We start from the raw sequence: 13,757 nt of genomic DNA, 5'->3' as shown, positions 1-13,757 counted from the left end.
AATAATATACAGGCAGCCTTTGACTGCTGCCTGTACGCTATTACACTTTTTTATATGACAACTGTCATCAGATAATCACTTGTTGATACAGCTGTTTTATCTGTTGTTAATAAATCTAGATAGTGGTCAGCATTCGTGACTAAGACTGGTGTTGTCACTGGGTACCCAGCTTGTTTGATTAAATCAATATCGAATTCAATCAATGTCTGTCCTACTTCAACGCGGTCTCCCGTTTTAACGTGTGTTGTAAAGCCTTCACCATCTAATTGGACAGTATCCATTCCAACATGGATCAATAACTCTACGCCTTCATCACTAGTGATACCAATTGCGTGACCTGTTGGGAATAATGCTGTTATCTCACCTTTTACTGGTGAACTCACTTTACCTTCTGTTGGTTCGATTGCTAGCCCTTTACCCATTGCGCCTGAAGAAAAAGCTTCATCTTTTACTTCGCTCAACGGTAATACTGTTCCTGTTAGAGGACTTTCGATCACTTCTTTTTCTACATATGATTCGCCATTTGCTTGAACGATGGCACCTTCAGTTGTAGAAGCATTTTTGGTTTCGATTCCTTGGTCAGTCGCTACTTCTGCTTCACCAAATAGTGTACCGAATCCAACCAAGTAAGTTACGATTGCGCCGAATAATAGGCCTGCTACTGAGATAGCAATAATGATAAATAAGTTTTGAACACCCGATTGTGCTGGGTCTAAGAAGTTTGTATAACCAAACACACCTAGTCCACCGATGATATAACTTTTTGTTTCAAAAAGTGCCAATGCAGCACCACCCAAGGCACCACCGATACAACTGATGATGAAAGGTTTTCTAAGTGGTAAAGAAATACCATAGATTGCTGGCTCTGTTACACCGAACAAACCTGAGATAATAGCAGGTATTGCTAATGTTTTGACTTTTGTTTCTTTTGTTTTGAATAACACACCAATGATTGCACCAGTTTGAGCAAAAGAAGCAATAAATGATAGTGCTAGAATTGGGTCGAACCCGTAGACAGATAGATTATTGATGGCAACCGGAACAAGTCCCCAGTGTAATCCGAAGATTACAAGCACTTGCCAAAATCCACCAATCAAGAGACCAGCAATAATTGGGCTAAAGTTATAAACAGCTAACGTTCCAGCACCGATCATGTTCGCTGCAATATTTGCGACGGGTCCAATAACCATAAATGTTAAGGGTACAACTACGAGTAAGGTAGCAAATGGCACTAAGAATAATTTAACAACATCAGGAATAATCTTTTTCATCAATCTTTCAATTTTAGAAGCAAAGAATACTGCTAAAATGATTGGAATAACAGTAGAACCATAGCCACCTTGTGGCAGAATAACCGGTAGTCCTAAGAAATCTAGATATACGGGAGATGCAAACAGCGTATCTGGGAAAAGTGTGTACATTACTTCCCCACCTGTAATCCCTGCGATCGTCGGATAAACCAACGCACCACCAATTGCCATTGCAATAAAAGGTGCTACTTTAAATTTCTTAGAAGCTGTATAAGCTAAGAAAATTGGGAAGAAATAAAACAGTGAATCGCCTATCGCATTTAAAATTTGATAAGTTCCTGAAGTATCGGTCAATAAACCAGTCGCTAGAAATAGTGCATTAAACCCTTTGATCATACCAGTTGCTGCTAATACACCTAGAACTGGTTGGAAAATACCTGATACTAAATCAATAAATTGATCAAGCGGATTCCCTTTTGGACCTGAATCATCTGATGATGAATCTGAAGCATTACCTAAATTACCTTCTTCAACCACTTGTGCATAAACGTCTGGTACGTGGTTGCCAATAACAACTTGGTATTGTCCACCACTCTTCATAACGGTTACGACACCGTCCATTCCTTTAAGGTGTTCAGTATTTGCTTTCTCTTCGTCTTTCAATTTGAAACGTAATCTTGTAATACAATGTGTTAAGCTGTTGACATTTTCTTTACCCCCGACGTTGTCGAGAATCTCTTTTGCTAATTCTTCATAAGCCATTTTATTTTCCTTCTTTCTTATAGTTGTTTACCTTATTTATCTTTAAAGTAATAAAAAAACCTAAACGAATAGTCATGAATACACTCTCCCCTAAAAGAGGTGCTTCTGACTATCAACTTAGGTTTTGCCTGCACCCGGTTGCCCAGATCAGTAACAATCCATCTATGATAGATTACTCTTCAGTTGTGACACGTTGGATATGAATCGCTAGATATAGCTGTTCATCTTTCGTGAGTGCCGCTCCTTGCGTATTTAACAGATACTCATTGATCCGCTCCGTACACTTAAAGGCTTTTTCATACTTGCTTTTCACTTGTTCGTATAGAAAAGTATCTTCTGTTTCTTTTCTTTCTTGCTGCAGTAATCGTCTTGCAAAATACTGAAGATGTGTAATAAATCGCGTATACTGAAAAGATTCTTCGTTAAAAGTCTTTCCATAATAATAGCTGACAATATTCAGTATATCCTGCACCATCTCAGTCATTCGAATCGTTACTTGCAAGTCTTGTTCGTCTTGTCTTGCATTTACAATGTGCAATGCAACGGCTGCTGCTTCTGATTCCGGTAATTGGATAGATAGGTTTTTTTCAACAAGTTCTATAGCTTTCAGACCAATTTCGTATTCCACTTTGTAAAATCGCTTGATTTCCCAGGTCAGTGGATTTTTGATGTCCAATCCTTCTTTTGCTCTGCTGATTGCATAGCTTAAGTGATCTGGTAAAGTAAGATAGATATGATTGCTCAGTCTAGTGCGTAATATTCCTTGAGCATACTTGATGACATTCGTTGCAATCTCAAGAATATCTGGATCGATGTCTCGATATAGTGACAATAAATGTTCCATCACATCTTGACCCTCTGGGATAAACGTTTTTTCGATTTTATCTAACTCGATTTCGTCTCCAGCATGCTTTTGAAAAGCAATACCTCGTCCCATCACGACCATTTCTTGCTTTGATTCATTAAATGCTAGTACGACATTATTATTCAGTACTTTCTCGATTTTCATTTCACTCTTATGACACCCCCGATTGGAATTTATTAAAAAAAACCTAAACTCATCCCAAACCTACTATACAGCGAAAATCCGCTAAAAGAGTAGCTTTCAGATCAATTTAGGTTTTGCCCATACAATTAAGTGTGGTAACAATCCATTTCATTGAATGATTGCGTTATTTAATTGTTGAGATAACTATAACATGCACTTAATATTCTTGCAAGCGTTTTTTTAAATTATTATTTATCTTTTTTTCTTCCCTATCTAATGTGCCTCTTCTATCATGATTCACAAAAATTTAAAGAGGCACCTCATTCGTAAGTTATTTCACCATTTTATTGAACTTCATTTACGCTTACGCCCGTTTTTAAAATACTTAGTACACTGCCTAATGAACTATCGACCATATTTTGAACCGCGACAGTCGTATAAAATCCGATATGAGGGGTAATCACTACATTATTCATTTTCATTAAAGCGTTAAGATTCTCATCTGGCAACGGTTGGTTTCTTAAATCGACATTAAAAAAGGCTTGCTCATTCGGTAAAGTATCTAATGCCGCACCGGCAATCTCGTTTTGTTCTAAAGCGACTATTAATGCTGAATTATCAACGATTGGTCCTCTAGCTGCATTGATTAGATAAGCATCTGGTTTCATCTGTGTGAACGCTTCGGAATTTATTAGCTGATTGGTAGACTCATTCAAAGGGACATGAATACTGACGATATCTGATTTTTCCAAGACAGACTGCTGGTTTGGTTCATAGGTTAGCACGTCTTTGAGTTCATCTTTAACGATAGGATCGTATGCAATCACACTCGCACCCAAAGCCTTAAATAGTCGAGCAGTCGTCCCACCTATTTTTCCTGCTCCAATAATTCCAACGGTCAACGTATTGATTTCTTTTGCAATCATACCGCCCCAACGGAAGTCTCCTTGTGCCATTTGGTCTTCGACAATTGGGTTATTACGAATTAGTCGAAGTGCTTGCATGACAACCAGTTCTGCTACTGATGTAGGAGAATAGGCTGGTACATTGGTCACTTTCAAGTCATACTTTTTAGCTAATGGTAAATCAATGATATCATAACCGGCAGTTCTCAAGGCAATCTGCTTGATTCCAAAACCACTCAACCTTCGGTATATTTCTTCATCGACGATATCTACTCTTTGCTGAAGACAAATGCCTGTATAACCTTTTACTAAGTTCACCGTTTCCGTCGTTAAGGGTTCTGCTATTGTTGTGATCTCTACACCATTGCGTTCTTCCCAAGCTTTTACAGCTGGTTTTTCATCTTCTCTTACGCTAAACATGATTATTTTCATCAGTCATTCTCCGCTCTTTTCTTATTGAAACCAGTTTAGCACCGGTTGCCGACATACTCAACTCAAGCAAACCATTCTGTATCTATCCTCGTTTCTAAACACACTAAGTCCCATGTCTCATCAACACTGTAGATCTCTACAGATTCTTTATTAGCGACAATAAAGATAGGATCTTCTATGTGATTATAAGCACCTTCCCAATCATGTTCAAACTGAAATGTCGTAACTTGGTTGACTGAATCTAATTTTGTTAAATAATCTGCATAGTCATTGCAAATGATTAGTTGAAAAGGATACCGCCCATTCACTTTTTCAGCCACTCCTTTAATGCTTTTTCCATGTTCAACTTCCTCCGCTCTATGTAAAAATCCCCCTGCACAGATACTCACCTGTACAGGGGAAAGATCATTCTACTCGCTTAAACCAACGCGTTCAAATATTTCATCTACGTTTCTCAAATGATAATTGTAATCAAACGCCTCTTCCACTTCTTCTGAAGAAAGATGAGACATCACCGTGTCATCTTGTTCTACTAACGTTCGAAAAGCTTTCTGCTCGTCCCACGCAATAGCTGTCAAAGGTTGAACCAAATCGTAAGCTGCTTCACGACTCAAACCTTTGTCAATTAATTTTAGCAATACACGCTGGCTATAAATCAAGCCTAATGTCGCATCCATATTACGCTTCATATTTTCAGGGAATACTGTTAAATTACGAACGATATTAGAAAAACGATTCAACATGTAATTTAGCAAAATTGTGCTGTCTGGTAAAATAATACGTTCTGCGGAAGAGTGTGAAATATCTCTTTCATGCCACAGTGTTACATTTTCGTATGCTGTAACCATATGTCCACGAATCACCCTTGCTAGGCCGGCCATATTTTCAGAACCGATTGGATTACGCTTATGGGGCATTGCTGAAGATCCTTTTTGACCCTTCGCAAATCCTTCTTCTACTTCTCTTGTTTCAGACTTTTGAAGTCCACGAATCTCAGTAGCAAATTTTTCAACACTTGTTGCAATGAGTGCAATCGCACTGACGTATTCTGCATGAAGATCACGTGGTAATACTTGTGTCGAGATTTCTTGCGGGCGTGTGCCTAATTTTTCGCAAACATATTTTTCTACGAATGTAGGAATATTCGCAAAAGTACCAACAGCCCCGCTGATTTTACCAGCTTCTACACCTTGTGCTGCATGTTCGAAACGATCGAGATGACGTTTCATCTCTGAGTACCAAAGTGCTAACTTCAAGCCAAAAGTTGTTGGTTCTGCATGCACACCATGTGTTCTACCCATTGTTACAGTATATTTATGTTCTTTTGCTTTTTCACCGATCACTTCAAGTAATAACTGAAGATCTTTACGTAAAATATCATTTACCTGTTTTAATTGATAGCCATAAGCTGTATCCACAACATCTGTACTTGTCAGACCATAGTGAACCCACTTTTTCTCTTCACCGAGAGACTCCGAAACAGCACGCGTGAAAGCCACAACATCATGTCTAGTTTCTTTTTCGATTTCTAAGATTCGATTGATATCAAAAGAAGCATGCGCACGAATTTTCTTCACATCTTCTTTTGGAATTTCACCTAGTTCTGCCCAAGCTTCATCCGCTAAAATCTCTACTTCTAACCAAGTATTGTAACGGTTCTCCTCAGACCATAATCGTTTCATTTCTGGCCTTGTATAGCGATCGATCATATCATTACTCCTTTGTTTATGTTCATTCTATTTAATGATTCCATATCGTTGTTTCTTCTATTTCAGCTAGGGTGCTTTCCAAATCGGTCGTAAGTATCGTAACATGTCCCATCTTGCGTCCACGCTTTGCTGCTACTTTTCCGTAATCGTGCACATGCCAAGCCGGCTTTTGCTCATTCAATTCGAGTGCTCGTTCCAAATGCTCCCCAAGAATATTGACCATAACAGCTGGTCTCAATAATTCTACCGCTGGAAGATCGTATCCACAAATCGCTCGAACGTGCATATCAAATTGCGAATCGGTACATGCTTCAATGGAATAATGCCCAGAATTATGGGGGCGTGGTGCCAATTCGTTTGCGAAAATTTCACCTTGTTCTGTTATGAATAATTCGATACCTAAGACACCGACCAAGTTCATTTTATGTGCAATCGTTTCTGCGATTTGCTGGACATTCCTTTGTAGTCCTTCAGGAATTCTTGCCGGTACAATGCTTTGCAATAAAATATTGTTTTCGTGGATATTTTCCGACACAGGAAATACAGAAGTAGCACCCGATTCGTTCCGCGCAACCATGACAGAAACCTCTAGCTGAAAAGCTACCCATTTTTCCAAAATACATGTTCCTTGTTCAAGTAATGTCGCAGCCGATGCGATATCAGACGCTTGCTGCAAGACAAACTGTCCTTTTCCATCATACCCGCCTCGAATCGTCTTCAAGACAGATGGAAAACCGATCGTTTTGCTTTGTAGTACTAAATCCTCTATCGTCTCAATTTTAGCATAGGTTGCCACAGGAATACCTGAATTTTTTAAAAACTCTTTTTCTTTTAATCGATTCTGCGTGATCAATAATAGATCTGTTCCTTGTGGTACTGCCACATTATCTTGTACTTGCTGGATAGAGGCAGCGTCCACATTTTCAAATTCATATGTTAATACATCACTTTTTTCTGCTAACGCTAAAAGTGCTTCTGTATCATCATAGGCTGCCTGAATATGCCAGTCTGCTACTTGAGCAGTCGGACAATTTGGCGTAGGGTCTAACACACCTACTTGGTAGCCTCTTTCTTTTGCAGAAAAAGCCATCATTCTTCCTAGTTGGCCGCCACCAATAATACCTATTGTACTTTTAGGTTTGATCCATTTAGACAAGTTCTTCACTACTTTCCATCACTTTTTGTTTTAAGCCTTCTCGACGCTGCGCCAGTTTGTCTGCAACCCCTAAATCCGTCATACCTAGCATTTGAGCTGCGAGTAAGCCTGCATTCTCTGCACCTGCTTTTCCAATGGCCACAGTCGCTACAGGAACGCCACCTGGCATTTGGACAATCGAAAGTAATGAATCTAATCCGTTTAATGTTCGTGACTGTACGGGCACACCGATAACGGGTAAAGTCGTTTTTGCTGCGACCATCCCTGGCAGATGCGCTGCCCCACCTGCACCTGCGATGATTGTTTTATATCCTTTATCTCTTGCAGAAGCTGCAAATTCGAACATTAAATCAGGCGTTCGATGCGCTGATACAACCGTTTTACTGTATTTGATTTCCAATTCATCTAATATCGCACACGTATATTTCATCGTTTCCCAGTCGGAAGTACTTCCCATGATCACTGCCACTTCTATAGACATATAACGCCTCCTGAAATTTAATCGTTCATCAATAAGACTATTCATCTTACATATTAGCAATAAAACGAATAGGATTAAAGTTTTATTCGAACTTTAACAATAAAAATGATTTAATCGTTCGTTTTTATTCGATGCCTTCATTTCTCTTCTGAATTTATTAATTAATATTGTACAAATAGAGAACTATTTACGTATAATATAAGAAAAGGAGTGGGTAGCGTGAGTGATCGAGACAAAGAAAATAAGCATAACCGAGATCAGCATATCAGTGGTTCTATGTATGCTAGAGTAAACGTTGGCAATAACGTTAATAACAGTCATCAAGGATCGCGCCAATCAAACATCGCAGGTAGCATGAATAATCCAGATGAAAAAAATACTGGTACGCATAAGCGTTCATTTCTCTATAGTGCATTATTTTATATTTTAGGTATCGTTTTTGCCTTCATTTATATGTATATCAGTTTATGGATATTCAAAGATTACTTTGATAGTCCAGAATCGAAAGCGATCTTGCCCTCTACAGCATCCATTTTGGTGCCTTTCTTATTGGGTTTTTCTAGTTCAAAACTTTTACTATACCTTTTTGGTAAAAAACTTTAAATTGCAGCTAAAATAAAAGCGTTAAAACAACTGTCTAACTTCGTTGTTTTAACGCTTTTTACTATTCTACTCATTCTTTTTTGACCGCTTTTAAATAAACCTTTTCTACTGAATTACTTTTAAGAAGCCTTCGAGAAAGTCTTTTGAATTGCCTACATAGCTAAAGTCTGAGTATTTAAAGATTGGTGCTTTAGCGTCTTTATTGACTGAAATGACCATTGCAGCATTCTCAATTCCGGTTGAATATTGAACCGCACCATGAACACCTAAGTTGATCAATAATTTCGGTGCAATACTATTTCCAGATTGACCAATTTGGTCTTCTCCACTAAATTTAGCATGATCCGTCAGTGGCCTTGTAACACCAATTTTCGCCCCCAGCTTACGAGCTAATTCCTCTGCTAAAGTAATCACTTTATCATCGGAAGCGCCTCTTCCCAATCCAATAACACGGTCAGCTTTGGCGATACTATCACTTTTAGATAATAGAGGTGTCTCTTCTATAATATTTACTCGCGGTGCTTCTTTAAACGGTAAATCTGTTACCTCCGTTACTACTACCCTTGCATCTGTCACTTTTTCTGCTTTAAATGTATTGGGTCTAACCGATGCCATCTGTGGCCGATGGTTCGGACAAATAATTTCACACATAATGTTATCCCCGTAAGAGGGCTTAGTTTGAATCAGTAAGTCCTCTTCAAATGACAAGTCCAAACAATCTGATGTAAGACCTGTATTTAATTTTGCTTGTAGACGAGGTGCAATAGATCGTCCGACGACTGTTGCTCCGAAGAGAATACTGTTCGGTTGATGTCTTTCGGCCAACACTGTCATCAGACTAGCGATTTCAGAATCTGTTGCATCTTTTAACCGATCATCTCTCACGACCATGATTTCATCTGGTCCATAGGCCTTAATGTCTTCTTCCAGTTTACTATTCATTGCCTCGAATAAGACTACGACCACTTTTTTTCCTTTAGCAATCTTCTTCGCTTTCGTAATCAACTGATAGGTTACTGGTTGGATGATTCCAACATGTTTTTCTGCGTATACCCAAATTTCTTGCGCCATTTTATTTCCCACCTCTTTTTATAGTAAATTACTCGCTTTTAATTGGATCAATAACTCACGGACAGCTTCATCAGGAGAGCCTTTAAGCGCAATGGTCTCTTTGGCTACTTTTTCCGGTGCCCATACATCTCGTACTACAGTTGGCGATCCTTTCAAACCAATTCTTTCTTCATCAACGGATAAGCTTGTTTCATCCCATACACGAATCGTTTTTCGATAACTTTGCTGTATATTCCGTGGTGTCGGATAACGCGGTTCATTCAGTTCTTTACGGATCGTTACCACTGCCGGTAATTGAAATTCGATTTTCTGTTGCATATTTTCTAGTAATCTTGTAGCCGTCATCATCTGATTTATCGGACCGTCCAATTCACTGACGAAAGTAATTTGTGGCCAATCTAGAAATTCTGAAACGATGGGGCCTACTTGACTAGTATCTGCATCTACAGATTGACGACCAAACAATACTAGATCTACATCCCCTAATTGCTTGATGGCTTGTGACAACACATAACCAGTCGCCAGCGTATCTGCTCCACCAAATTTCCTTGAACTCAACAGGATAGCTTCATCACATCCCATAGCCAAACCTTCTCTTAAAGTCATTTCAAAGTTAGATGGCCCCATGGAAAGTAATGTGATTTCCCCACCCCACTCATCTTTCAATCGTAAGGCTTCTTCGATTGCATTTTTATCATAAGGATTCATCACCCCTATTTCACCTGATCGAATAAGGTTCTTTGTATTAGGGTCGATTTTTAAATTATTAGAAACTGGAACTTGTTTTACACAAACGACGATTTTTAAACTCATGTTTTTACGCCTCTCTCTCTTTCACGACTTCTTTCGTTATTTCTATCATCATTTTCTCCAAAGATCCTTCTGCAATTTGTAATGCACGTGCATCACGAATCAGATGTTCTGCCGGATATTCTCGGCTATAACCATATCCGCCTAATACTTGTAGTGTATGGTCTGCTGCAATAACAGCTGCACGACTCCCATATGATTTAGCCATTGTTGCGACTTTAGCATACGGTTGACCCTCTACTTTTAGTTTAGCTGCTTCTTGATAAAGTAATTGGATGTTTTCTTTTGCAATTGCAATTTCTGTTATTTTTGTTTGAATTGAATGCAATTGAATGATTGGGGTACCAACAGCCTCACGTTGTTTGGCATAATCGACAGCAATCGTTAATGCTTGCTCAGTAATACCTGCAGCGATTGCGCCCATTAATATACGCGCATCATAGTGAGCATGATCGCCAATCTCCACACCTTGACCAAGCTTTCCTAATAAGTGATCTTCTGATACCACGACATTTTCCAGAAAAATTTCTCCTACTGGTGTACCGTTCATCCCGATAAATTCTTCTCTTTTACCATGTTTGAATCCGGGCATATCTTGATCAACAAGGAAGCAAGACAATTCATCTGGTGATGTTTTGAGCAAAACACAATAGACTTCAGCAAGTCCACCATTGGTTATCATCGTTTTGTTTCCGTTTAAAATCCACTTTTCCCCATCTTTAACTGCATTTGCTGTATTCCCCATAATATTAGAACCACCTTGAGGTTCAGTAGACGAGAATCCAAATATACGGTGGTTAGCCTGCGGCATATATTTTTCTTTCAATGCAGGTGTAGCATAATTCATTACTTGGTCAACGGTTTTATAATGACCTTCTAAAGTAAACGCGATACTGGCATTTCTGATGGCCATATCATAAACCGTTTGAGCGCTAGCGATAGCATCGAATCCAGCACCACCATGTTCCTCAGGAATTGTGAGCCCCAAAAATCCAGTTTCTATGACGCCTTCCCATAATTCTTTTGGATAAGCTCTTTCTTTGTCTATTTGCATATCGTACGGCTTTACTTTCTTGTCTGCAAAATCAGATACCATTTGGTGTAACATCGTTTGTGATTCTGTTAGGTTTATACTCATTTATATCTCTCCTTTGTTCAAATGTGAACATGTTGTTACGTTCTTCATGAGCCTATTCTATTATAATTATTTTATGATATACTTGATTTATATCAAGTTTAATAAATTTTATATAAGAAAAATATAATTTTATATATATCATTGTGAAAAACATACAGGGGAGCCTTTTAAATGGTACAGTCAAACGCGGTATTAACTCATCAAGCATTTGTAACTAAAAACCAAGAGCCCGATTGCATCAATCATGTCGCCTTATTCGATTCACTAACATCCTTTCAAAAAAATCAAATAAAACCTTTACTGCACCTTAAGCATTACAAACATGGCGAAAATCTATATAGCCCCGGGCAAAAAGCTGATGCCTTCTACATCGTGAAAAGTGGGATGCTGCGTATATACAGACTAGGCGATACTGGAAAAGAGCAATTGATTCGGATGATACCTGATGGAGCTTTTACTGGTGAATTGGCTTTATTTAAAACAGGTGTATACGAAGCTTTTGCAGAAGCTAAAACGGATTGTTATGTTTGGTCTATCAGTCGTTCAGACATCCAGGCTTTATTAGCTCAATATCCCGAAATTGCGTTATATATGCTTTCCACTTTATCAGAAAGATTAAGCTCTTCTGAACAACAGACAGCATGGGCAACGACAGAGACAGTAAAAGATCGTTTGTTTCACTTTCTTACCACTCTCGTTCACTCAAAAGAAAACGATCCAATCGTTGAATTAGATATGGCAAAGAAGGAATTAGCTTCCTATCTAGGTACAACTTCCGAATCTATTAGCCGAGAATTCTCACATTTAATCAAAGAAAATAAAATCGCAGAAGTATCTTGTAGAAAATTTAAATTATTAAACTTTTCTCTCTATTAATGGAAAATCATCCAAAAAAAAGTATCTTTCCGCTTAAATGAACGGAGAGATACTTTTTTGATGACAAGTTTCTTTATTCTGCTTTGATTTCTACTGTTTCTATAAAACTGTTGTGCTGATTCAATACCACCTCTGCAATCCGCTCAACATCTTTTGAAGTTCCACGTAATTCATATTGTTCAATCAGTGGAAACCCAAATCTTTCCGCGTATTGTTTTGCACTTAAACAAAATTGCTTATTAAGATTTCGATTGCCACTTCCAATAATACCGTAACAATAGCGAAAATTTTCGTGAGCCGCTATAAATTCTCCCAAGTTTGTCGTCATGACCTCTTTATCACCATTTTGCACACCATTTCCCCCGCTTAAGTATGTAGGTAAGAAACTCACAAATGGCTCTGTTACTGGAAAGGTGTCTCCCATCAAATCTTTCACATTGATTGACTCTACTTCGATACCTTTGACTTCTGTTAAAAAAGTTGAGAGTTTTTTGACAAAAGCTGCGGTATTCCCACTTAAGCTGATATAAATGATCTTTATTTTTTTATTCATTTAACTACTCCTCCACAATATCTAGCATTCCAATAAAGAAGATAACACGACATGTAGATGCTGTAAACGTATAGAACAACCCCCTCTATTTCTTTTTTTCGTTTTTATTCATTTTTATTCATTTTTCATTCTATTACAACAAGTGATGAAATTCACTTAACCAAATAGCATTCAATCCTTTATTCATCAACAAAATCTTTTTTTATTCTACTTTTTTCACAAACTCCGACTTACTCAAAAGGCATGATCGCTACTTAACTTTCTGAAGTTTCTACTGTATCAACCACTTAAATCATTAACCCATACTTTCTTTTTAACTTTTTACATAAAGATTCGATTCTTGTCCTTATTCTTTACCAAAACTATTTAATTTGTTATAGACAAAAAGCGATACCTTGTATAAAAAGATATCACTTTTTTAGTTTTCGAAAGGTACAGCATATTTTTTCAGTAGCAAAAGTACTGTTAGTTGCATAAAAATCACGATAATCCATAGATATTGAAGTCCCGCTAGTACGTTACCCAACAGTGTGATGGTGATGGCTAGTATGATACAGCTCTTGACAATATTTTGTAATGTTTTTGATTCAAGACATTTTGACTTTAATTCTAGATAAGCAATGCATTTCGAGAATAAATAGAGTGGATAAATGAACACATACAGGTGCACAAATAAAAGTGCCGCTGCTAGTAAATATGTTTCTATGTAAGTAAAAGTAATGTTATCAATTGAAAGATCAAAGATACGGCAAAATAGTAAAACCAGATTTAAAATAAGATAAAACCAGAGTGAATCTTTCATATACAATTCATCAGCTTCATCAGTGTTTTCGATACCTATGCGTAATAATACATAACCGATAAAATTTGTCATAATATAAATCAAACTATAGTCAAATAAGGTGAAATTTAGTTTTAAGAAGAGTAATAAAAAGCCCATTAAAATTAAAACCATCTTTTTTCCTTTCTAATCGTTTCTTATGATCCCAGTCATTGTCCTTAGCTTATTTTAGATTATGCCTA

14 protein-coding genes are annotated in these 13,757 nt (G+C 37.7%); 2 read left to right on the top strand and 12 right to left on the bottom strand.

From position 1 onward, the window contains the following. Positions 1–50: 50 nt before the first annotated feature. From J5J05_RS04905 to purE, 7 genes are all read right to left on the bottom strand, one after another. Positions 51–2,012: a beta-glucoside-specific PTS transporter subunit IIABC gene (locus tag J5J05_RS04905; protein WP_208559553.1), complete on the bottom strand. Its 1,962-nt coding sequence runs from the start codon at positions 2,010–2,012 to the stop codon at positions 51–53. Between the two features lie 172 nt (positions 2,013–2,184). After that, positions 2,185–3,021, bottom strand: coding sequence for a BglG family transcription antiterminator LicT (gene licT / locus J5J05_RS04900; protein ID WP_208559552.1), 837 nt, complete (start codon positions 3,019–3,021; stop codon positions 2,185–2,187). Positions 3,022–3,344: 323 nt separating this feature from the next. After that, positions 3,345–4,337, bottom strand: coding sequence for a D-2-hydroxyacid dehydrogenase (locus tag J5J05_RS04895; RefSeq protein WP_208559551.1), 993 nt, complete (start codon positions 4,335–4,337; stop codon positions 3,345–3,347). Between the two features lie 62 nt (positions 4,338–4,399). After that, positions 4,400–4,645 (bottom strand): hypothetical protein, encoded by a 246-nt coding sequence (locus tag J5J05_RS04890; protein WP_208559550.1) that lies wholly within the window; start codon positions 4,643–4,645, stop codon positions 4,400–4,402. 102 nt (positions 4,646–4,747) lie between these two features. Then, on the bottom strand, positions 4,748–6,046 hold the full coding sequence (gene purB / locus J5J05_RS04885) for an adenylosuccinate lyase (RefSeq protein ID WP_208559549.1): 1,299 nt from the start codon (positions 6,044–6,046) through the stop codon (positions 4,748–4,750). Between the two features lie 31 nt (positions 6,047–6,077). Further along, positions 6,078–7,202, bottom strand: a complete 1,125-nt coding sequence (gene purK / locus J5J05_RS04880) for a 5-(carboxyamino)imidazole ribonucleotide synthase (RefSeq protein WP_208559548.1) — start codon at positions 7,200–7,202, stop codon at positions 6,078–6,080. Next, positions 7,195–7,683, bottom strand: coding sequence for a 5-(carboxyamino)imidazole ribonucleotide mutase (gene purE / locus J5J05_RS04875; protein WP_208559547.1), 489 nt, complete (start codon positions 7,681–7,683; stop codon positions 7,195–7,197). Before purE ends, purK begins: the two co-directional genes overlap by 8 nt. Before the next feature lie 219 nt (positions 7,684–7,902). Between purE and J5J05_RS04870 the strand changes: the two genes are divergently transcribed. Beyond that, positions 7,903–8,286 carry a hypothetical protein gene (locus J5J05_RS04870; RefSeq protein ID WP_208559546.1) on the top strand — a complete coding sequence of 128 codons (384 nt, stop codon included), beginning with the start codon at positions 7,903–7,905 and terminating at the stop codon, positions 8,284–8,286. A 105-nt stretch (positions 8,287–8,391) separates the two neighbouring features. Here J5J05_RS04870 and J5J05_RS04865 read toward each other — a convergent pair whose 3' ends face one another. From J5J05_RS04865 to J5J05_RS04855, 3 genes are read right to left on the bottom strand one after another with little or no spacing between them, the layout of a single operon-like run. Continuing rightward, on the bottom strand, positions 8,392–9,357 hold the full coding sequence (locus J5J05_RS04865; RefSeq protein WP_208559545.1) for an electron transfer flavoprotein subunit alpha/FixB family protein: 966 nt from the start codon (positions 9,355–9,357) through the stop codon (positions 8,392–8,394). A gap of 18 nt (positions 9,358–9,375) precedes the next feature. Then, complete coding sequence (locus J5J05_RS04860; RefSeq protein ID WP_208559544.1) at positions 9,376–10,170, bottom strand: electron transfer flavoprotein subunit beta/FixA family protein; 795 nt, start codon at positions 10,168–10,170, stop codon at positions 9,376–9,378. Between the two features lie 4 nt (positions 10,171–10,174). Continuing rightward, positions 10,175–11,305: an acyl-CoA dehydrogenase family protein gene (locus J5J05_RS04855; protein ID WP_208559543.1), complete on the bottom strand. Its 1,131-nt coding sequence runs from the start codon at positions 11,303–11,305 to the stop codon at positions 10,175–10,177. Positions 11,306–11,476: 171 nt separating this feature from the next. Between J5J05_RS04855 and J5J05_RS04850 the strand changes: the two genes are divergently transcribed. After that, positions 11,477–12,181, top strand: a complete 705-nt coding sequence (locus J5J05_RS04850) for a Crp/Fnr family transcriptional regulator (RefSeq protein ID WP_208559542.1) — start codon at positions 11,477–11,479, stop codon at positions 12,179–12,181. Between the two features lie 73 nt (positions 12,182–12,254). Here J5J05_RS04850 and nrdI read toward each other — a convergent pair whose 3' ends face one another. Next, positions 12,255–12,734, bottom strand: a complete 480-nt coding sequence (nrdI, locus tag J5J05_RS04845) for a class Ib ribonucleoside-diphosphate reductase assembly flavoprotein NrdI (RefSeq protein WP_208559541.1) — start codon at positions 12,732–12,734, stop codon at positions 12,255–12,257. A gap of 418 nt (positions 12,735–13,152) precedes the next feature. Then, entirely contained in the window at positions 13,153–13,689 is a 537-nt protein-coding gene (locus J5J05_RS04840) for a hypothetical protein (protein ID WP_208559540.1), read from the bottom strand. Between the last annotated feature and the right edge of the window lie 68 nt (positions 13,690–13,757).

Source organism: Marinilactibacillus kalidii (assembly GCF_017599325.1).
Lineage (GTDB): Bacteria > Bacillota > Bacilli > Lactobacillales > Carnobacteriaceae_A > Marinilactibacillus > Marinilactibacillus kalidii.
Note: the sequence above shows the minus strand (reverse complement) of the source record. Positions and strands in the feature narration are given on the sequence as shown.

Coding starts and splice junctions, on each gene's coding strand:
- J5J05_RS04905 (WP_208559553.1), bottom strand. CDS start 2,012: ATGGCTTATGAAGAATTAGCAAAAGAGATTCTCGACAACGTCGGGGGT.
- licT (WP_208559552.1), bottom strand. CDS start 3,021: ATGAAAATCGAGAAAGTACTGAATAATAATGTCGTACTAGCATTTAAT.
- J5J05_RS04895 (WP_208559551.1), bottom strand. CDS start 4,337: ATGAAAATAATCATGTTTAGCGTAAGAGAAGATGAAAAACCAGCTGTA.
- purB (WP_208559549.1), bottom strand. CDS start 6,046: ATGATCGATCGCTATACAAGGCCAGAAATGAAACGATTATGGTCTGAG.
- purE (WP_208559547.1), bottom strand. CDS start 7,683: ATGTCTATAGAAGTGGCAGTGATCATGGGAAGTACTTCCGACTGGGAA.
- J5J05_RS04865 (WP_208559545.1), bottom strand. CDS start 9,357: ATGGCGCAAGAAATTTGGGTATACGCAGAAAAACATGTTGGAATCATC.
- J5J05_RS04860 (WP_208559544.1), bottom strand. CDS start 10,170: ATGAGTTTAAAAATCGTCGTTTGTGTAAAACAAGTTCCAGTTTCTAAT.
- J5J05_RS04855 (WP_208559543.1), bottom strand. CDS start 11,305: ATGAGTATAAACCTAACAGAATCACAAACGATGTTACACCAAATGGTA.
- J5J05_RS04850 (WP_208559542.1), top strand. CDS start 11,477: ATGGTACAGTCAAACGCGGTATTAACTCATCAAGCATTTGTAACTAAA.
- nrdI (WP_208559541.1), bottom strand. CDS start 12,734: ATGAATAAAAAAATAAAGATCATTTATATCAGCTTAAGTGGGAATACC.
- J5J05_RS04840 (WP_208559540.1), bottom strand. CDS start 13,689: ATGGTTTTAATTTTAATGGGCTTTTTATTACTCTTCTTAAAACTAAAT.